Source organism: Actinokineospora diospyrosa (assembly GCF_024171925.1).
GTDB classification, from domain to species: domain Bacteria; phylum Actinomycetota; class Actinomycetes; order Mycobacteriales; family Pseudonocardiaceae; genus Actinokineospora; species Actinokineospora diospyrosa.
Genome location: NZ_JAMTCO010000013.1, coordinates 229,721 through 248,926 on the forward strand (window position 1 = coordinate 229,721; position 19,206 = coordinate 248,926).

The 19,206-nt window shown below is 69.7% G+C and carries 20 protein-coding genes; 12 read left to right on the plus strand and 8 right to left on the minus strand.

All coding sequences use genetic code 11. The features are described 5' to 3' along the window. The first annotated feature begins 401 nt into the window (after positions 1 to 401). The 6 genes from LV75_RS25930 to LV75_RS25955 all read left to right on the plus strand — a co-directional run bounded on the left by LV75_RS25930 (position 402) and on the right by LV75_RS25955 (position 8,023). On the plus strand, positions 402 to 2,288 hold the full coding sequence (locus tag LV75_RS25930; RefSeq protein ID WP_253889627.1) for a PQQ-binding-like beta-propeller repeat protein: 1,887 nt from the start codon (positions 402 to 404) through the stop codon (positions 2,286 to 2,288). Positions 2,289 to 2,299: 11 nt separating this feature from the next. Further along, positions 2,300 to 3,547: an MFS transporter gene (locus tag LV75_RS25935; protein WP_253889628.1), complete on the plus strand. Its 1,248-nt coding sequence runs from the start codon at positions 2,300 to 2,302 to the stop codon at positions 3,545 to 3,547. Positions 3,548 to 3,564: 17 nt separating this feature from the next. Beyond that, positions 3,565 to 5,397, plus strand: a complete 1,833-nt coding sequence (locus LV75_RS25940) for a WD40 repeat domain-containing protein (protein ID WP_253889629.1) — start codon at positions 3,565 to 3,567, stop codon at positions 5,395 to 5,397. Beyond that, positions 5,394 to 6,008: a GTP cyclohydrolase II gene (locus LV75_RS25945; protein WP_253889630.1), complete on the plus strand. Its 615-nt coding sequence runs from the start codon at positions 5,394 to 5,396 to the stop codon at positions 6,006 to 6,008. Before LV75_RS25940 ends, LV75_RS25945 begins: the two co-directional genes overlap by 4 nt. 4 nt (positions 6,009 to 6,012) lie before the next feature. Continuing rightward, the gene (locus LV75_RS25950; protein WP_253889631.1) at positions 6,013 to 6,969 is read left to right on the plus strand and encodes a formylglycine-generating enzyme family protein; all 957 of its coding nucleotides are present in this window, start codon (positions 6,013 to 6,015) and stop codon (positions 6,967 to 6,969) included. 535 nt (positions 6,970 to 7,504) lie between these two features. After that, positions 7,505 to 8,023: an NUDIX domain-containing protein gene (locus LV75_RS25955; RefSeq protein WP_253889632.1), complete on the plus strand. Its 519-nt coding sequence runs from the start codon at positions 7,505 to 7,507 to the stop codon at positions 8,021 to 8,023. A 14-nt stretch (positions 8,024 to 8,037) separates the two neighbouring features. On the opposite strand, the gene LV75_RS25960 is transcribed toward LV75_RS25955, so the two are convergent. Then, positions 8,038 to 8,796, minus strand: coding sequence for an acyl-CoA dehydrogenase family protein (locus LV75_RS25960; RefSeq protein ID WP_253889633.1), 759 nt, complete (start codon positions 8,794 to 8,796; stop codon positions 8,038 to 8,040). A gap of 306 nt (positions 8,797 to 9,102) precedes the next feature. Further along, complete coding sequence (locus LV75_RS25965) at positions 9,103 to 9,966, minus strand: LysR family transcriptional regulator (RefSeq protein ID WP_253889634.1); 864 nt, start codon at positions 9,964 to 9,966, stop codon at positions 9,103 to 9,105. A gap of 116 nt (positions 9,967 to 10,082) precedes the next feature. On the opposite strand from LV75_RS25965, the gene LV75_RS25970 reads away from it, so the two are divergent. From LV75_RS25970 to LV75_RS25990, 5 genes are all read left to right on the plus strand, one after another. Then, positions 10,083 to 10,445 (plus strand): hypothetical protein, encoded by a 363-nt coding sequence (locus LV75_RS25970; RefSeq protein ID WP_253889635.1) that lies wholly within the window; start codon positions 10,083 to 10,085, stop codon positions 10,443 to 10,445. Continuing rightward, positions 10,442 to 11,290 carry an NAD(P)H-binding protein gene (locus LV75_RS25975; protein ID WP_253889636.1) on the plus strand — a complete coding sequence of 283 codons (849 nt, stop codon included), beginning with the start codon at positions 10,442 to 10,444 and terminating at the stop codon, positions 11,288 to 11,290. The genes LV75_RS25970 and LV75_RS25975 overlap by 4 nt, the downstream gene beginning before the upstream one ends. A gap of 206 nt (positions 11,291 to 11,496) precedes the next feature. Further along, positions 11,497 to 12,573 (plus strand): glycosyltransferase 87 family protein, encoded by a 1,077-nt coding sequence (locus LV75_RS25980; RefSeq protein ID WP_253889637.1) that lies wholly within the window; start codon positions 11,497 to 11,499, stop codon positions 12,571 to 12,573. A 208-nt stretch (positions 12,574 to 12,781) separates the two neighbouring features. Then, on the plus strand, positions 12,782 to 13,096 hold the full coding sequence (locus LV75_RS25985; RefSeq protein ID WP_253889638.1) for a hypothetical protein: 315 nt from the start codon (positions 12,782 to 12,784) through the stop codon (positions 13,094 to 13,096). A 150-nt stretch (positions 13,097 to 13,246) separates the two neighbouring features. Then, complete coding sequence (locus LV75_RS25990) at positions 13,247 to 13,495, plus strand: hypothetical protein (protein ID WP_253889639.1); 249 nt, start codon at positions 13,247 to 13,249, stop codon at positions 13,493 to 13,495. Between the two features lie 124 nt (positions 13,496 to 13,619). Here LV75_RS25990 and LV75_RS25995 read toward each other — a convergent pair whose 3' ends face one another. The 4 genes from LV75_RS25995 to LV75_RS26010 form a co-directional block, all read right to left on the minus strand. Further along, complete coding sequence (locus LV75_RS25995; RefSeq protein ID WP_253889640.1) at positions 13,620 to 13,937, minus strand: DUF1048 domain-containing protein; 318 nt, start codon at positions 13,935 to 13,937, stop codon at positions 13,620 to 13,622. A gap of 1 nt (position 13,938) precedes the next feature. Beyond that, positions 13,939 to 14,295, minus strand: a complete 357-nt coding sequence (locus LV75_RS26000; protein WP_253889641.1) for a DUF1048 domain-containing protein — start codon at positions 14,293 to 14,295, stop codon at positions 13,939 to 13,941. Further along, positions 14,292 to 14,618, minus strand: coding sequence for a PadR family transcriptional regulator (locus LV75_RS26005; protein ID WP_253889684.1), 327 nt, complete (start codon positions 14,616 to 14,618; stop codon positions 14,292 to 14,294). The genes LV75_RS26000 and LV75_RS26005 overlap by 4 nt, the downstream gene beginning before the upstream one ends. A gap of 124 nt (positions 14,619 to 14,742) precedes the next feature. After that, positions 14,743 to 15,717, minus strand: a complete 975-nt coding sequence (locus LV75_RS26010) for a toll/interleukin-1 receptor domain-containing protein (protein WP_253889642.1) — start codon at positions 15,715 to 15,717, stop codon at positions 14,743 to 14,745. A gap of 580 nt (positions 15,718 to 16,297) precedes the next feature. Between LV75_RS26010 and LV75_RS26015 the strand changes: the two genes are divergently transcribed. After that, on the plus strand, positions 16,298 to 16,855 hold the full coding sequence (locus LV75_RS26015; protein WP_253889643.1) for an isochorismatase family protein: 558 nt from the start codon (positions 16,298 to 16,300) through the stop codon (positions 16,853 to 16,855). A gap of 318 nt (positions 16,856 to 17,173) precedes the next feature. Here LV75_RS26015 and LV75_RS26020 read toward each other — a convergent pair whose 3' ends face one another. Further along, positions 17,174 to 17,758: a GNAT family N-acetyltransferase gene (locus tag LV75_RS26020; RefSeq protein WP_253889644.1), complete on the minus strand. Its 585-nt coding sequence runs from the start codon at positions 17,756 to 17,758 to the stop codon at positions 17,174 to 17,176. Continuing rightward, positions 17,755 to 19,200, minus strand: a complete 1,446-nt coding sequence (locus tag LV75_RS26025; RefSeq protein WP_253889645.1) for an APC family permease — start codon at positions 19,198 to 19,200, stop codon at positions 17,755 to 17,757. Before LV75_RS26025 ends, LV75_RS26020 begins: the two co-directional genes overlap by 4 nt. Positions 19,201 to 19,206: the final 6 nt, after the last annotated feature.

The following is a 19,206-nucleotide window of genomic DNA, read 5'->3' on the forward strand; positions in this document are numbered from 1 at the left end:
TACTCCCCAACAATCACTTGACATTCATCGACCCTGCTCAGCAAGTGTACCGAATCCGCGAAAGCCCCGTTCTGCCGGTTATGGCAAAGAACTGCCGGTGCGCACAAAGAATCACCCAGATAGGCGCATGTGATCAGCGTCACTCTATTCCGGGGTTGTTTTACCTCGGTTGATCCGGCCACGATTGCGGAGGTCGATGGCTATCCCATCGAGCCACTCACACGAGAATCAATTTGGGGGTGAACTTCATGCAGAAGCCGGTCCGCCGCAACGTGCGCGGCAACAAGTGAGCTAAGGCGACACAATCGCACTGTCGTCCGTGCGAAGTCGCCTAGGATCGAGACCGGCCTGTGTCGGTTCTCGCAGGCCGGTCTCTTTCTGTCTGAACTGGGGGTTCGTCGATGACCGTGACAGATCGCTTGATCAGAATCGTCTGGGTGCCCGATGTCGGGCTGATCGCCGCCGACACCTTCGGTCGCATCCACCTGTTCGACGACGAGCTGCGCCTGGTGCGCTCCTCGGCCAGGGTCCGGGCGGGCAGGCCGCTCTACGGCCTCACCGTCGCCGGTGACTGGGTGATCGGCAAAGACCGGATGGGGGCGGTGTACCGCTGGTCGCTGGCCACGTTCGACCTGCTCAACCGGGTCGACCCGGTCACCGTGTGCGACCGCTCGAGCCTGCTCGACGGGGAGGAGCCCTCCCCGGTCAGCTCCCGCGGGATCGCGGTGTGGGCGGGCCGGGTCTACGTCACCAGCGGCTACCACAACCAGATGCTCGTGCTCGACCTGGAGACCTTCGACGTGCTGGAGATCCGCCCCAACATCTGCGGCGACGCGGTGATGGAATGGGTCAGCACAGACAGCGGGAAAGTGCACGTCGTGTCCGACAAGAACGGCGGGCTCTGGTTCGGCGACTTCGAAACGATGTCGTTCCCCAAACACGTCAAAATCGACGACGGAAATATCCACCGAGTGGTTTACGACAAACTCCACGACCGGTTCTGGTGCACCCAGGACTTCGGTGAAGGAGAAACCGCCGACGTCGCCAACGGCGTGATCGTCGTATCCCTGGACGGCGTCAAGGAAGGTGAATCGCTTTTCGCCCGCGATGACGTCGAGTTCATCCACTTCGCCAAGGACTACCGCCGCGCCTACGCTGGCGGCTTCGACGGCGAACTGCACATCTACGACAACACCGACCGCGCGCTGCGCATCGTGCGCACGATCAGCGGCTTCCCGCACCAGCTCAGCGACCTCACCATCGACGACCGGGGCGACCTCTACGTGCTCTGCCAGGACGGCGAGGTCGTCAAGCTCGACGCCGAGGGCGCGCAGCTGGGCAGGCTCGGTTTCCGCAGGCAGGCGGTGTGGGACATCCAGCACGCGGTCGAGGACGACGGCGTGCTGTACCTGGCCTCGGACTCCGGCGTCGCGGTCGCCCAGGTCGTGCCCGCCGCGAGCGGACCGACCCTGCGGGTGCTGGCCGACCACGTCACCGGGCACGGCTTCACCCGCCGGGTGGCACCGGTGCCCGGCGGCTTCGTCGGCGTCACCCGCGACGGCCGGGTGCTGCGCGCCGGCCGCGACGGCACCCAGCGGTGGAACACCGGCCTACCCGGCCTGCTGCACACCGTCGCCGCGGCACCGGACTTCACCCGCCTGCTGGTCGCGGGCAACGAGGGCGCCTTCGAACTCGACGCCGACACCGGCGCGGTCACGACCGTGCACCAGGTCGACGGGCTGCCGGTCTGGGTGTCGGCCTACCTGCCCGACGGGCGGGCCGTGCTGGGCACCCGCAACGGCGTGATCGTCGTGCTCGAGGCCGACGGCACCCCCGGCTGGCGGCTCGACCAGGGGGAGTACCCCAAGCGGATGTGGACCAGCGGCGAGCTGCTCTACGTGGTCGGCGACGGCGGGCTCAAGGAGATCGAGATCGGCACCGGCGTCACCCGGCGGTGGACCGAACTGCTGTCCAACACCAACGAGAACGCGGTGCTGGTCGACGGACTGGTCAGCGTCAGCTCCTACGGCATGCAGGTGGCGACCTACGGCTACGACGACGGCGAGCTGGTCGGGTTCGTCGAGGAGCTGCCGGACTACCCGAAGGCGCTCGCCGCCGTGCGCGACCAGCACGGCGCGCCGCACCTGCTCGTCGGGGCCCGCTCCGGGATCCTGTCGCTGTACCGGTTCGTCAAGCCCGGCGGCCCCGGGGGCGTGCTGGCGAAGGTGGAGGACCGCTGGCTGCCGCGCAGGCAAGCCGCGTTCGCCCTCGCCCAACGCGACTGGTAAGTATCTCGATCATGAGCAAAAATCCGCCCCCCGAGGAGTTCCCACCGTGGCGGGACCGCCGGTTCGTCATCTTCGCGACCGGCAACTTCCTCAACAACCTCGGTGAGGGTGCCTACAAGGTCGCGTTGCCGCTCTACGTCTACGAGTTGACCGGGTCGTTGGCGACGATGTCGCTGGTGGCCGCGCTGGGCCCGCTGATGCTGCTGCTGGGTCCGTGGCTCGGCGCGGCCGCCGACCGGTTCGGCGCCCGGCTGCTGGTCGTGCCCGGTCTGCTGGTGCAGTTGACCGCGGCGGTGGCGCTGAACCTTGCGGCGGGGGCGGACCGGCTGCCGATGTGGCTGCTGTTCACCCTGGTGGCCTTCGTGCAGTTGGGCGGTGAGCTGTACCGGACGGGCTGGATCACCGCGGTGCCGCACATGTTCCCGGACAACGCGGCCCGGTCGCGGGCGGTGCTGAGCAGCCTGTTCGTCACCTCCAACGTGGTCGGCCCGCTGCTGGTCGCCGCGGGCCTGGGGTGGGTGGGCTACCTGGGCCTGCTCTGGTTCAACACCGCGACCTTCCTCGCCCCGATCGTGGTCTGGCTGATCGGGGTGCACCCGCCCCGGGTCGAGCGCGTCGACGGCCCGCGCCCCGGGCTCACCCGCGACATCGTCGAGGGCTGGCGGATCGTGCGCGGCACGCCGCAGGTGTTCCGGCTGGAGATGATGTCGCTGCCGCTGCAGTTCGCCAGCGGGATCGGGGTGCTGGCGTTCCTGGTGTGGTACCTGCGCGACCACGCGCAGGTACCGGCGCAGACCGTCGGCGTGGCGCAGGCGGCGTTCAACATCGGCGCGCTCGTCGGCAGCCTCTACATCGCCGCCCGCGCGAAGACCCGGCCCGACCGGGTGCTCGCCGCGTGCGCGTTCGTGATGACCGGTGCGCTGTTCGCGATGACGATCCCGGCCACACCGGTGCTCATCGCGGTGATGGTCGTGTTCTTCACGCTGCGCTCGGCGATGACCGCGGTCACCGCGATGATCATGGTCAAGTACCTGCCCGCGACCGTGATCGGCCGCGCCGAGGGCCTGTTCAACCTGATCAGCGGTGTCCCCACGCTGGCGGCGCCGCTGCTCATCCCGCTCGTCCAGCAGACCCTGGGCGCCCAGGCCGTCCTGGTGTTCCTCGGTCTGGTCGCCGCGCTCTCCCTGCTGGCGTTGCCCGGTCTGCGGCCCGGGCGCGCGCCAGCCGACAAGGCCGCGGGTGAGTCCACCCCGCACTGACCAGAATGGAAGTGCCCATGCGCACGATCGACCTCCGGGTGCCCCCGCACGGGCACGCCGCCCCCATCACCCACGTCGCCGCCCGCCCGGACGGCCGCCGGTTGGCCACCTGCTCCTACGACGGCACCGCGCTGATCTGGGACATCGCCGACCCGGCGGCACCGCGCCCGCTGGCCCGGCTGCGGCACCGCAGGCTGGTCAACTCCTCGACCTGGCACCCGAGCAGGCCCGACCTGCTGGCGACCGCGTCGGCGGACAAGACCGTGGGCGTGTGGCGGGTGACCGACGAGGGCGAGGTGCACCTGGAGGCCGTGCTCGCCCGGCACACCGACGACATCAACTCGCTGGCCTGGTTGCCCGACGGCGTCCGGATCGCGTGCGTGTCCGAGGACGGCCGGGCCTCGTTGTGGGACACCGCGAGCGGGCGTTTCCTCGCCGAGGTCGGCGCGCACTCGGCGCACTGCATGATGGTCTCGGTCAACGCCGCCGGTCTGGTCGCCACGGTCGGCGAGGACGGCATGATCATCGTGACCGACCCGGACGGCACCGCGGCCCCAGCCGTGCGGCACTACGACAGCTCCATCGAGGGCTGCGCCTGGTCGCACGCGGGCGACACCCTGGCGGTCGCGCTCGACGACGGGAAGGTCGTGCTGCTGTCGGCGGACCTGGAACCGGTGCGCACGATCGAGGCGTCCACCTCGGCGGCGCGCACGGTGGCCTGGTCCGCCGACGACCAGACGCTGGTGGTCGGCTCCTACGACGGATCCGTGTGCTGGTTCTCCGCCGCGGGGGAGTTGCGGCACCGGGTCGTCGACGAGCGGCTGTGGCCGCGCTCGGTCGCCGTCGCGGGCTCGGTGGTGGCCGCGGGCAGCTTCCGCGACCGGCCGCACCTGTTCGACCTTGCCTCCTACGCCCCGCTGTCCGGTCCGACCACGGCCAACCACGGCCCGAACGCGATGGCCGTCGCGGCGGGCACACTGCACATCGGCTGTGACTCCGGCGCCGTGCTCAGCGTGGATCTGGCGACCGGCGCGAGCACCACGACCGAGGCGATGGCCGGACCGATCCTGTCTCTGGCCGCGGCCGAGGATGTGGTGTACGCCGCGTCCTATGCCGGGCGGGTTGTGCGTCTTGGTCCTGACGCGACTGTCGATAGTGGACAATTGGGGGCGCCCGTCCCGTCGCTGTGCCTTGCGGGCGGCAGGGTCATTGCGGGGACCTACAACGGGACCGTGATCGAACTGCACCCGGAGACGCTGGCGGTGCTCGAGGAGTACCAGCCGCACGGTGGCTCGGTGAAGTCGTTGGCCGCGACCGCGACTGGTTACGCCTCGGCTGCCACCGACCGCACGGTGCAGCTCGGCGCAGGCGCGGACCGCACGGTGCTCTGGGAGCACGGGAACCTGGTCAACGCCGTCGCCGTGCTGGGTGAGGAAGTGGTGGTGAGCGCGTCGCGGGACCACACGGTCAAGGTCGGCAGGCTTGCCGCAGACGGCTCGGTGTTGCAGGTCCGGACCTTGCTGGGGCCCGACGAGTCGGCCAAGTGCGTCGGCGTGCTCGGCACACCCGCCGCGCCTGTGGTGCTGGCCGGGTCCTACGACTTCGCCCTGTACGCCTGGACCGTCGACTGGTCCGCCGACGCGGCCCCGCTGGTGTCCGGCCGGGTGCTCGCCGAGTTCGACCAGGCCGTGTCGTGCGTGTGCGCGGTGGACGCCGAGACCGTGGCCGTGGCCAGTTGGGACGGCACGATCCTGTTGGTGGGACTGGACGAACGCGGCGACCCGGTCGTGCGCGATCGGTTCCACGTGGACGAGCTGGCCGCGGACCGGGCCGGGGCGGTGAGCGCGTGACCGCCCTGGGAGCGGTGACTGTTCGGTCTCAAGTGGAGGTCGCCCTCGACCGCTTCGGCGGGCACGTCGTCGAGCTGAGCACCTTCACCGGCCTGGCCGACCAGCGCGAGCACGTCGCACTGCGCTTCGCCGGACCGAGCGAGGTCCCGCTGGTGCGCGTGCACAGCGAGTGCTTCACCGGCGACATCTTCGGCTCCGCCCGCTGCGACTGCGGTCCGCAGTTAGAGGAGTCGATCGCCCGGCTGGCCGAGCACGGCGGGGTGCTGCTGTACCTGCGTCAGGAGGGGCGGGGGATCGGTCTGTACAACAAGATCGACGCCTACGTCCTGCAGGACCGGGGCACCGACACGTTCGAGGCCAACCGGCTGCTCGGCCGGGGGGAGGATGAGCGGGACTACCAGGTCGCCGCCGAGATCCTCACCACGCTGGGGGTGCGCAGGATCCGGCTGCTCACCAACAACCCGGACAAGGTCGGCCAACTGCGCGGGTTCGGCGTCGAGATCGTCGAGGTGATCCCGACCAGGGTGCACCTCACCCCGGACAACGCCGCGTACCTGCGCGCGAAGGCCGAAGCGGCCCACCACGCGCTGACCATCGCGCCGGGGGTGTGACCGCATGCGCCTGGACGAGGTGGCCGCCTCACCGCACTTCCGCGAACACGCGGCACTGGCGGAGCGAGAAGTCGTTGACCTGGTAGGGGTTTTGCCGCTCGACCCGGTGGAGCTGGCCGCATTGGTCGAGGATCCCGGGGTACCGCAGGCGACTCGCCTCGCGGTGGGCACGGTGCTCGCGGTACTGGGTGACCCGAGGGTAGGCCTGGTACCGCGCACCTGCCGGATTCCGGCCGCCCGCGCCCGCATCGGTCTCGAAGAGTCTGATGTGGATGGTGTGGTGGCGCAGTGGGCGCACGTCGGGGTTGAGGCGGATTGGATCCGCAAGGAATCCCCGCCGCACTCGGTTTTGCTCGCGGAGTTCTGGCTGGCCACCTACCCGGTCACCAACGGCGAGTACCGCGATTTCCTGGCTGCTACTGACTATCCGACCCGCCCGACGACGTGGTACCTGGGCGCCTACCCCGCGGACCGGGCCAACCACCCGGTCTGCGGGGTAGGCGCCGAGGACGCGGACGCCTACGCGCACTGGCTCACCGCCCGCACCGGCCACCCCTGGCGCTTGCCGACCGAAGCCGAGTGGGAGTACGCGGCCGCAGGCCCCGAGGGCCTGGAGTTCCCCTGGGGCAACAAGTTCGACCCCTCAGCAGCCAACACCCGGGAAACAGGAATCCACACCACAACCCCCGTCGGCGCGTTCCCCACCGGCCGCTCCCCGTTCGGCATCCTCGACATGGCAGGCAACGTCGAGGAATACGTGGCCGACACCTACACCCCCTACCCCGGCGGCCCCTACGTAGCCGACCACCTGGTCCAAACCATGACCGAATACCGAGTAGCCCGCGGCGGCAGCTTCTCCCGCTTCGGCGACCTAACCCGAACCCGCCGCCGCCACGGCGCCTTCCCCGGCCCCCTCTACCCCGTCGGCTTCCGCCTGGCAACCAGCGTGCAGGCCCCATGACCGACAGCCCACCCATCCACGCCGCCCCGACCAAGGACGGCCGGCACCTGGTGTGCTGCTGAGCGCAACCTGCCCGCCGATGCAAACTGGCGCGCTGAGCGAGACCGAGGGGGACCCGCCGAACAGAGTCGGCACTGTCGGGTCCACAGCGCACAGACGAGCGCCGCGCGACGCGGCCTCCCGGTGCCGATCGAGCCTGCCCGGCCTGGGACGGGCGTGGTTCGTAGCACGCCTGCAGAGGTCGAGGTCGGCGCCCAAAGCTGGTAGCAGGGCAGGCCGACACCCAGGTCGCCGGTGTCAGTCCATTGGGGGAGAATCCTTACGCGCGCAGTGCGGTCGCGGTAGGCAGGTGCTCGGTGCGCGCCCGCCGCGGGAGACGGGCTGCCCGTCGTCCCGGTAGGGCGGTTTGCTCTGACACCTTCCTGGTCGAGGGTGATCGTGCCTCGATCGCTCCAACAATGTCACGGCCCGTGGCGGGCCATGTGCACGGACGGGTGATCGTGAGTGGTTGTGTCGTGCGGTCTAGGTTGCGGGGATGACTGCTGATTCGTCGTCTGTGTCGGTGATGCCTGTGTCCGAATACGTGAAATCGTTGCCGCGTAAGCGGATGGCCGCAGGTGTGGTGTTCCGTGATCGTGACGACCGGGTGTTGTGGGTGGAGCCGACCTACAAGCCGAACTGGGAGGTTCCGGGCGGGGTGGTGGAGTCCGGCGAGTCTCCGTGGGAGGCGGCTGGTCGGGAGTTGGGGGAGGAGTTGGGGCTGTCGGCCGATCGGGTGGGGCGTCTGCTGGTGGTCGACCACGTGCACGCCCACCACGACCGCCCCGAAGGGATGGCGTTCTTGTTCGACGGCGGGGTACTGGAAGAGACCGATCTCGCGGGCGTGGACCTGGCGGTCGGGGAGATCCGGTCCATTCGGTTCATGGCGGTGGATGAGGCGCGGTCGTGGGTGAAGCCGGTGTTGGCCGGGCGGGTGGCCGCGGCCCTGGACGCCGTGCGGACTGGTGCGACGGTGTTGTGCGCGCACGGCGTCCAGGTGAACTGCGGCGCATAGACCTCTCCGCGGGATCAGGCCGCGCCGTCGAGCGCGGTTTCCGGGTGGGGGATGGGCGCTCGCGTGTGGGTGTGGTGCTTGCCCGCTGTGCGGTTGAGGCTGTCGTGGACGCCGTCGGCGAGCCGGTATCCGGCGAGGTCAGCGGCGGCCTTGGCTATGGGGGAGTCGATCCGGTATCCGGCGGCGCCCGCCAGGGGCGCGAGGTCGGCCACGACTTGGTGGGCTGTGTCGACGCCGTGGGCCTTGGTGGCCGCGCTCCACAGCTCGGCGTGCGGATCACCGTGGTGGGCGTGGTGGGCCGCCACAGCGCAACCGAGCAGGGCGGTGGTGATGCGGGTGTGGGCGGTGCCGAGGGTGACCAGGGCGGTATCGCGCAACCGGGGGAGATCTCGAGAGGTGAGGGTCGCGACGGCGGTGTCGATCACGGCGGCCGCCAGGTGGCCAGCCGGGGCACGGAAGAGCACGGTGAACACCGCGGCCTCGGTGAGCCTGCTGATCCAACACTTGCGGCCGGGGACCAGCAGTTGCCCGCGTGGGCCGCGAACAGCCCGCGTGCGGGTCCGCGTGACTCGGGAGCCGCCGTGCGGTTCGGTGATCGCGATTCCCGCCAGGTCGCCCGCCAGCAGCCTCGGTACCCAGCGCGCGACGGTGTCGGGGTGTGCGTGGTGCGCGATGGTCCGGCCATGACCCAGGCCGGTGGCGTCGCGCAGGTCCAGGTCGTGGTAACCGCACAGGAACTGCGCCCACGGCTGCTCGCAGGGGCAGCCATCCATGCGAGATCACCGACCCGCACCCGTCCCTCGGGGTTGCCGAAACGCCCGAACACCCAGTGCGAGGACCTCGGCACCTTGCCCGCCACGCCGTGGACCCGCCGACGTACGGCCAACGCCCTGAGTCGAGCCACTAGGCGCTGTACCGCAAGTCAGGTACGCGCTATCTGCGCCCGCGCGGCCCCTGACCGCACGGCCGGAAATGCCCAAGTACGACCCGGTACGTGCGGCTTCCCGCCCGCGCGCCCAGCAGCCACGCGGATCACCGATCCGACGCACCAGACTCACAGGACAGCGCCTAGTCGCGGGCTATTTGGGGAAGTTGGCCACCAGGAAGTCGCGCAGCACCGTCACCCGCAGTGGTAGGTGGCGGTCCGAGGGGACGACCAGGTGCAGGGGTTGGCCTTCGGTGTGGTGGTCGGGCAGGACCGGAGTCAGCAGGCCCGCTCGGACCGACGGGGCGGCGGCGGGGTGGGGGAGCAGGGCGATGCCGACCCCGGCCACCGCCGCGCGGCGGACGAAGGTGAGGTCGTCGCTGGTCAACGGGCCTGCGATGGCTACCGAAACCTCGCCCTGGGGTGATCGCAGGTGCCAGTGGGTCGCGTCGCCGAACGGGAGGCAGTGGTGGGTGGGGAGGTCGGCGGGGCGTTGGGGGGTTCCCCTGCGGGCCAGGTAGACCGGTGAGGCGAACAAGCGGAAGCGGGTGTTCTGCAGGCGGGTGGCGCCGGGACCGCCGGGGCCCGCGCGCAGAGCCAGGTCGAAGCGGCCTTCCACCAGGTCCGCGGGCGCGGCGAGGGCTACCTCGACCCGCACTTCCGGGTACCTGGCCAGGAACGCCGCCACCAACTCCGGCAAGACCTCGGCGCCGACATCCGGACGGGCGGCCAAGCGGACGGTGCCGCGAGGGACTTCTCGGGTGTCCGCGGCCGCGCCCGCGGCGGAGTCGAGTTCGGCCAGGGCCGGTGCAACCCTTGCGTGGTAGGCGCTTCCGGCCTCGGTGAGGGCGAGTGATCGGGTGGTGCGGTGCAGGAGCCGCACACCGAGTCGGTTCTCGAGGCGGGCCACTCGGCGGCTCACCGAGGACTTGGGCATCCACAGTGCCCGTGCTGCGGCGGAGAAGCTCCCCGTCGCGACGACTCGGACGAAGACCGCCACGTCACCCAGTTCTTCCATTCCGTCATTATGCCACTGAGGGAACAGTCTGTTCAGAATCTGCTCACTAGTGCACACCGAGCAACACTCCTAGCGTTGGGGACGTCACCACGAAGAACAACCCCCAGGAGTGCACCGTGCCCCGAGCACCCCTTGTGGCAATCGCGGCGAACGTCGTCCCGGCCTACGTCATGCCCGCCGCCATGAGCTACGTGAGCGCGCTGGTCATCGCCGACGACCGGCTGGCCGCGGCCTCGCTCACCTCCATCGCCATCCCGTCCGCCCTCGCCGCGCTCGCCGTCACGTTCGCGCCGCGGGGCGGGCGCCGCTCGGTCCGACTCCTCGTCGCGGCCCTGCTGTGCGCGGGAGCGGCGTTCCTGGCCAGTACGACACTGGTCCACTTCGGACTCGCCGAGTCCACTCTCCTGCTCGACGCCACCCCGTCCGCCGCGTTGGGCGGCGCGATCACGGCGGCACGCACCCGAAAGAAGAAGCCATGATCCTCGTCATCGGCGGCACCGGGACCACCGGCCGCGCCGTTCTGCACACCCTGCACGGCCGCGGCTTGCCGACCCGGGCCCTGGTCCGCGCCGCGAGCGACCTTCCACCGAGCGTCGAACAGGTCATCGGCGACGCGGCCGACCCCGGTGCGCTGCGCGCGGTGCTGACCGGTGTCTCCGGGGTGTTCCTGGCCATGGGCAACGGGCCCCGGCAGGAGGAGGTCGAACTGGGTGTGGTCGCCGAGACGGCTCGGGCCCGCGTCGAGCACCTGGTCAAGCTGTCCGCGCCCGGACCAGCCGACTCACCGGTCGCGATCGCCCGCCTGCACCACCGCGTCGAGGACGCGGTGCGCGCGACGGGGATCGCGCACACCTTCCTGCGGCCGTACGCGTTCTTCCAGAACCTGCTGTTCCACGCGGGCCGCATCCGCGCCACCGGCAGCTTCCCGGCCACGACCGGCGACACCCCGCTCAACATGGTCGACGCGCGCGACGTGGCGGAGGTGGCGGTCGCCGCGCTGATCGACAACCCCGGCGGCACCCACCTGCTCACCGGCCCAGAAGCGATCTCCTACCCCGACATCGCGGCCCGACTCACCGCCGCGGGCAGACCCACCCGATGCGTGACCGTGTCCCCGGAACAACTCCGAGCCGACCTGCGCGGCGCGCCGAACTGGCTCATCGACCACGTCCTGGAGATCCAGCGGCTCGCCACCACCCACCCGGAACACCCGAACGACACCGTGGCACGCCTGCTCGGCCACCCGCCACGCCTACTGGACGACTTCCTGCGCGAACACGCCCCGGCCTTCGGCATCCCGAACCGCACGAGCGAGAGCGGGTGATTCGATCATCGCCCAACCCGGCCTGCGAGCCGCAGCAGCGAAGCGACGACCAACACCAGTCCATGCCTGCTGACTCCGGCCGGGGGCGTGTTCCAGCTCGCGGGAATCGGACTGAGCGGTTCCGGGAATTCGTGCGATGATCTCTGGGCTCTGGGGATCTGGCGCGTGTTGGGAAGTCCGTGCGGTTCTTTCTTGTTCTCTGTGGCGTGGTCGCGGTGGTTCTGACCTGCGTGGTCTTGGTCATCGCCACTATGGCTGATCCCGTTGACCTGGCCGTTTACCGCAGTGGTGCGGAAATTTTCCTGGGTGGGCGGGAACTCTACGGTGGGCCGGTCAACAATGGTCTTCTGTTCACTTATCCGCCATTTTCCGCCATCGTGTTCACCCCGCTGGCGCTGCTGAGCTTGCCGGTCGCCCAGGTTGTTGTCGTGCTCCTCAACGGGATGTTGCTCGCGTTGATCGCGCACCGTTGCGCGGGCAAGCTGTGGCCGCTGGTCACTGCGGCGGCGGTGCTGACCGAGGCGGTGCACACCAGCTTGAACCTCGGCCAGGTCAACCTGCTCCTGCTGGCCCTGGTGTTGCTCGCCCCGCGCTGGGGGACCGGAGTGGCCGCCGGGATCAAGTTGACACCGGTCATCTTCGTTGGGCTCTTGCTGGTGCAGCGCCGGTTTCGGGACGCGTTGATCGCGACCTGCGTCGGTGCGGCGACGGTGGCGTTGGGGTTCGCGGTGATGCCCGCTGACTCGGTCACGTACTGGTTGCGCGGCACTTTCGCCGACTCGACGAGGGTTTTCGCTGAGCCGGGTTCGTCGCACAACCAGTCGTTGCGGGGGCTGTTGTTGCGCGCGGGCGTCGAGAGTCCGGCGGTGTGGATCGGGCTGGCTGTGGTCGTCGTGGCGGCGGCGCTCGTGGTGGCGGCCAAGGCGGATCACGTCCTGGGGGTGGCTGTTGTCGGTATGGCGGGGGCGACGGTTTCGCCGTGGTCGTGGGGGCATCACTGGGTCTGGTTGGTGCCGCTGATCGCGGTCGTGGTGCGGGAGCTGGCTGCCCGCAAGTGGGTGTGGCTCGTGCCCGTGCCGTTCCTGCTCGCCACCCCGCCGCCGGTGCTGGCACTGGTCAACCCGCTGGTCGGCACCCCGGTGATCACGGGCGGGCCGCTGCACTTCCTGCTCGGCAACGCCTACGTGCTGGTCTTCCTCGCCACCCTGCTCACGGTGGCCCTGAGCCACCCCGCGTTGGCGGCGCAGGCCCGGTCAGGGGAACATGCGGTGGGCGGTCGGTGACCCGGCCGCTCCGGCGGACGCGATCCCTGGATGTCGACACCGTTCAGGGCCCGCGTCCGTCCGCTCACCTGCTCGCAACCGCCACGAGCCTGGCGCGGTTGACCATCTCGTCCCCGTCCCCCGCTCAGCACGATGGCGCCGTCCCGCTGGCTTGCCGTCGCCCGAGTGCACTACTTGGCTGAACTGATGCTTGGCGTGAGGAGCGAGGATGATTCGGCGCTGGGTGCTCGCGCTGACGACGATCGTGGGGGTGGCGCTGCTCGGCGTCGCTCTGCTGGTGTTGCGCGTAGCCGAGGAGGCGCTGGGGCCCGCTCCGGAAGTACGCGGGTCGGCCTGGGGGAGCCTTTCGGCGTGTGGGATACAGCCCGGGATGACCGACTGCGATCCGCCGGAGTTGTCCGCAGGCACAGTGACGGTGATCGTGGTGCTGGCCGTGGCCGGACTGTGTGCGCTGGCCGCTGTCGCCGTGGATGTGGAGCGCCGCCGACAGACGGCTCGGCCCGGCTTCGAGCGTCGACGGTAAGCCAAGGGCCTTTCGGTCACGAGACGCTCGATGGCTTCGCGGATCCATCCAGTGAGCTGGCCGTCAAGGCCTCAAACCCCTTGGGGTCAGTAGCCCGTCCGGGTGCAGACGGCCCTTTCGGTGAGTGTCGATGGGCGGGATCATCGGGGTATGACTGGACCGGAGCACTACCTGGCCGCCGAGCGCTGTTTGAGCGAGGCCAACGATGTCGATCACACGGATGCCGCTGCCCGGGACGGGGCGCTCGCGCGGGCCCAGGTCCACGCGGCACTGGCTTTGGCTGCCGCTACCGCGCTCGGTGCCGAGTCTCGTGGGCAGATAGGTGAGCAGGGGTATCCCGCGTTGGCGCCTGCGGACCTCGAGGAGTGGAAGCAGGTGGCAGCCGTCTCCGCGCGCTGACCGACGCGGGACTGCGGAGGTTGGGAGGGCCACAGCTGGCCAGTAGTCGGTCTGCGAGTCGGTCTGGGCGAGTGGCTTCAGCGGTGGGGGTCACGGTCACTCCAGGGTGCCCGGGCAACAGGTGTTAGGTGTCGGCGTTCTGGTTGATGGACCTCTGGTAGATGTCCGCGTGGGTGGGCGAGTCCTTGAGCAGGTCGTCGCAGAAGGTGGCTATGTCGGGGCCGATGAGTTGCAGGACGCCCTTGCCTGCCGCGGCGCCCTCTTCGAAGAAGTCGACGATCCCGGTGAGTATGGGGCCGTCGAGCAAGTCGACCGGTCCGACCTTGAAGAGGTACTTCTGCATTTCCTTGTAGACGATGTGGTAGTCAGGTGGGAGCGCCTTGACTCGTGCCATGTGCGCTCGCCACTGCTTCTTGCCCTCGATGAGGTCTTGGATGCCCATGTCAGCCTCCCAGTTGGGCTAGTTTCCTCGCTACGTTCCTGTTCAACTGCTCGCGCCACCGGTCGCGATAGTCTCGGCTCCGTTCTCCGCCTGCCAGCGCGGTGCAGAAGCCCTTGATGTCGTCACCCAGGACCTCGTGGACACCCTGCCCCTCGGACGCTGCCTCTTCGAGCAACCCCAGGGCGGCGTCGAGGATCGGTGTCAGGTTTCGGCCGGTGAAGTCCGAGTAGGAAGAAAGATGGCCTTTGATCTCCTCCCATGCCGCTTGATGGTCAGCGGGCAATGCCTCGGCTCGGGCTTCGAACGAGTTCCATGCCCTGGTGATGTCGTTGCCTGTGACGGTCTCCCAGAAGTTCATCTCCCGCCCTCCTTGAGCTTGTCGATTCGAGATGAGAGGTACTCCCACTTCGCCCAGAACGTCGCGAGCTCCTTGCGTCCAGCGCTGTTGAGCGCATAGAACTTGCGCGGCGGACCCTGCCCGGACGGACGTTTCGTCACCTGGACGAGGCCGTTCTTCTCCAGTCGGAGCAGGATGGTGTAGACCGTCCCCTCGATGACGTCGACGAAGCCGAGTTCGTTCAGGCGCCGTGTGATGGCGTACCCGTAGGTCTCCTCGCTGCCGATGATCTCCAGCACGCAGCCCTCGAGCGTGCCCTTCAACATCTCCGTCAGGTCGTCCATCCCAGCTCCAGTACTCGGTGACACCGACTACCACTATACGGTAGCACGAGGTAGTGGAGTGTCGGCAAGAGCCTGTGATCTAGGTGCGCAAACTCGACCTAATCATCTACTGTGGACTCAGAGGTCATGCCTTGACCGGGTTGGCGATGCTCAGCAGGTCGCACTGGTGCCGGAACTCCTGGCTCGATTCCAGCGACTTGCTGCCCGCGAACAAGCCCATGAAGGGCCGCAGGAAGTAGGACATCAGGCCGGGGCGGTTGTTGATGGAGTCCAGTTGTTGGGCTGAGTTGCCGAGGGAGTCCTTGAGGCGGAGGTAGGACTCCTGCCAGGCGCGGACCCGGCGGCGGTCGTCCTCGCCGGTGGGCAGGGGGACGTCGCTCAGTTCCCACCAGCCCTCGGCCATCACGTCGTGGAACCGTTGCAGGAGGCTGGCCACGGTGTCGCGGCCGGCGGCGGTCTCCATGGTGACCTCCCCGGTTTCCTGTTCCGCCGCGGAGATGCGGGCCCGGATCGCCAGGCAGACCGGGGACACCGCGGCGGCATATTCCTCGAGGGCGGTGCCCCGGCGGTGGCCGTTGGTGAGGTCGGGTTCGGGTTCTGGCGGCAGGTGGGGGATCGAGCCCAGCGGCGGTTTGACCCGGCGTGGCTGGTTGGTGATGACGCGGACCAGGTCCAGGACGCCGGGGCTGCTGAGGTCGGTGATCACGTAGTGGTCGACGGTGTGCGGCAGCACGAAGTGGGGGAGTTCGCTGACCCGACGGCCGGGGAGGATGACGGGGAGCAGCTTCGTGGTCCACGTGTCGCGTTGGCTGTGCAGGAGATCCCGCAAAATAGCGGCTTCCGAGCGCACGCCGGGGTTGATGCCCGCCGGACCCATGCCATCACCCGCGGCGGCGTACTGCGGCGACGCCATCACGAGGACGTAGTCGGCGGTCATGATCGCCTGGGTGGCCCACGTCGACCAGTCCTGGCGCACGCCCTCGGCCCACTGGTCCAGCGTGACGTCGATGCCCGCCTCCAGCAGCAGCCGGGCGAAGAACCGCACATCGTCCTTGTGGTCCTGGGAATCGTGCGTGTACGTCACGAAAACCTGAGGCATGCTCGTCACCGTCGACCCTGTGACCGCGTCATCCCGCCAGGCTACTTCGTCGAACCCGGTCGTACAGACGGTTTCCCGCCATTGCCCCGGTGGACTTCGTTGTCCGCCCGCTGAACGGACCAACCTGCCACCGCGGGCGCCTACTGGGCGTTTCCCGTTCCCCCGCTGAGACCTGCCCCGAGCCGATCGGCGTGACCTACGCGGTTCGCGCGGACAGCCGCCGGTTGAGGCTGACGCAATTGCGGGCAATCTACGTCAAGGAACTGCGGGTGAACCCCTCCTAGCCGCCATCGGCGCTGTGCCGGACCGCGCGTGCGAGAGGTCCCCGGCGAGAACGGCGACCGGGTCGCGCGCGATCGGCCGGTTCGACGTCCAGTCCTATGTGGATCAGTACAACCGCGCGAGTCGATTTCCTGGACCCGGCCTCGTCTGCCGCCACCGCGAGCTGATCGTCCGCCACGGGTTCGCCACGCACCCGTCCTGCGGGACCCCCGTGTAGCCGCCGCTACTCGCGCGCGGATTGTCGGTGGGTGTGCTTATGCTGCCGGCGACGAACAGGTGTGCAGGTGAGGAGAGGGTTGTGACCACGCTGAGTGACCGGCCGGGGACGGCTGTGGTGATCATCGACGTGCAGAACGCGGTGGTGGCCAACGCGCACGAGCGCGAGGCCGTCATCGGGAAGATCAACGTGCTGCTCGACCGGGCCAGGACTGCGGGTGTCCCGGTCGTCTGGGTGCAGGACAACGGCGGCGACCACCCCAACGGCAGCCACGGTTGGGAGATCGTCCCGGAGTTGGCGCCGCTGGAGTCCGAGCCCCGGGTGCAGAAGGAGTACGGCGACTCCTTCGAGGAGACCGACTTGGAGTCCGTTCTGGCCGACCTGCGGGTCGGCTCCCTGGTCGTGGCGGGCGCGCAGACCGACGCCTGCGTCCGCTCGACCCTGCACGGCGCCGTGGCCAGGGGCTACGACACGACCCTGGTGTCCGATGCCCACACGACCGAGGACTTCACCGAGTACGGCGCCCCGTCCCCGGACAAGGTCATCGCCCACACGAACCTCTACTGGAGCTTCCACTCCGCCCCCGGCCGCACCGCGGGCATCGCCCCCGCCGCCGAGGTCGCCCTAGGTTCCGCCTGACCCGCCCGGCTCACGACGCACACCCGGCGGACCACATCGACCGCCAGGTGGCCCGTGGTCGCGCCCACGATCCGAGCGGCGCCCGGCTGATCACTCATGCGGTGCCACGTCGAGTGCTGATTGATCGCGCTCGTGGTCCGGCGGGGGTGCGCTCTGCCCTGTCGCAGTCTGAAATAGCGCTGGAACCGCTGCGGCGGAAAAGCGATTCAGTTTCTTGCCCGGCGATGGACGCGCGTTGACTATCCCCGGTACGGGATGGACTTTTAGGGCCTGAAACGCCGCAGGGGCGATCCTGGTGGGACCGCCCCTGCGGATAGATCATCTCGGTTGCCGCCAGAGCGGCCACATTGTGGGGCCGTCCTCCGGCAATGCGTACGGCTCCCCGAGCGGCTTATAGCCCTCCCGCTCGTACAGCCGCGCGCTGTCGAGCGTGCTCGCCTCCAGGAACGCCGCCAAGCCCCGCTCGTCCAGCGCGGCGTGGTGGTGTCGCAGCAAGGTCGCGCCGAGACCGTGCCCCTGCCGGTGCGGCAACACAGCCAGCAGCGCCAGGTGGTGGTGCGGTTCGGCCGGGTGGTGCGCGTCGAACGCCGCGTCCAGTGCGTGGAACCGGTCCGCGTACCGGCCGGTAGCGGCCAGGACGCGGGCGGCGTAGTCCGCGGGGGCGGGCGGTTTGCCGTGTTCGCGGTGGAACCAGACGGCGACCGCGTCGTCGTCGATGGTGTCGATGTGGCCGTGGGTCGCGGCGTGCTCGACCAGGATCTCGAAGTCCGCGGTCAGGGCGGCCAGCCGGTCCGCCGGGGTGTCGACCAGCCACGCGGTCTGCGGCAGCGGTTCGAACGCCCGGGCGACCACGGCCGCGCAGTGCGCGATGTCGGCCGTGCTCGCCCGGGTGATCGTGGTCATCGGGCGCCCACCGGGACGCGACCGGCGCCCCGGCCGATGGCGTCGTAGACCTGCGGTCGGGTGCGCCGCAGCAGCAGCCCGTAGCCGACCCCGCCCAGGGCGACCACGGCGAAGGCGATCGGGATGCCCCAGCGCAGCGGTGAGGTCTCCGGGACGCCGAGCAGCAGCGCGTAGTTGGCGACCACCAGCACCAGGATGGCGGTCACCGCGATGGCCGCGATCGGGGGCGCCACCTTGTGCACCGTCGAGGTGTCCTCGTCGTTGTCGCGCAGGAAGCGCACCGTGGCGAACGCGGTGGCCGCCAGCAGCATCAGCACGCCGAGGGCGCCCGCGGTGCCCGCGATGTAGAACATCTCGGTCAGCGGGTCCCAGCCGCCGATGGCGTAGGCGATGATCACGAGCAGGGCCAGCGCGCTCTGGGTGAGCGAGGCGGCGCCGGGCTGGCCGGTGCGCGGGGTGGTGCGGCCGAGCGCGGCGGGCAGGACCTGGTCGCGGCCCAGCGCGAAGGTGTAGCGCGCGCAGGTGGCGTGGAAGCTGATCAGCGCGGCGAGCACGCTGGTGACCAGCAGGATCTGCCCGGCCTCGGCGGCCCACGCGCCCAGGTTCTGCTCGGCGAGGGAGAACAGCACCCCGGCGGGGGAGGCCTGCGCGGCGGCGACGACGTTGTCGGGACCCGCGGCCTGGATGGTCGACCAGGAGGAGAGCGTGTAGAGCGCGCAGAGGCCGCCGATGCAGATGATCGTCGCGCGGCGGACCGCGCCGGGGCTGGCCTGCTCGGAGAACACCGCGCTCTGCTCGAAGCCGACGAAGCCGAGCACGGCAAGGCCCAGCAGCGGGCCGAGGCCGGAGCCGAGCAGGTCGCCCAGCGCCAGGCCGGACAGCGTCGGGCCGCCCTCGGCGGGGTTGGCCAGGTTGGCGATGGTGTAGAGCAGCACCAGCGCGACTTCGGCGGCCAGCAGCACCAGCAGCACCCGGGCGGAGTTGCGGATCCGGCGCACGCCGAGCACCGCGACGACCACCCAGGCGACGATGGCGATCACCCACCACGGCAGGTCGAGGCCGAACCACTTGTTCAGCAGCGGCGCCAGGGACGGGCCGATCGCCCCGTAGAGGCCGATCTGCAGGACGTTGTAGGACAGCAGCGCGATCCACGACGCGCTGACCCCGGCGGGCCTGCCCAGGCCGAGGCTGACGTAGGTGTAGAAGGCGCCCGCGTTGGGCACCTGGCGGGCCATGGCGACGTAGCCGACGCTGAACACCGCGAGCACCGCGGCGATGATCACGAAGGCCAGCGGCAGGCCGAGCGTGCCGGTGGCGGCCAGCCCGGTCGTCACGATCGCCGCGCAGACCGTCAGCGGCGTGGCCGCCGACGCGGTGAAGAACACCACCCCTGCGGTCGACACGCGTTGCCCGGCGAGGGTCTGGGCTGCGGTTGTGGACACGGTCAC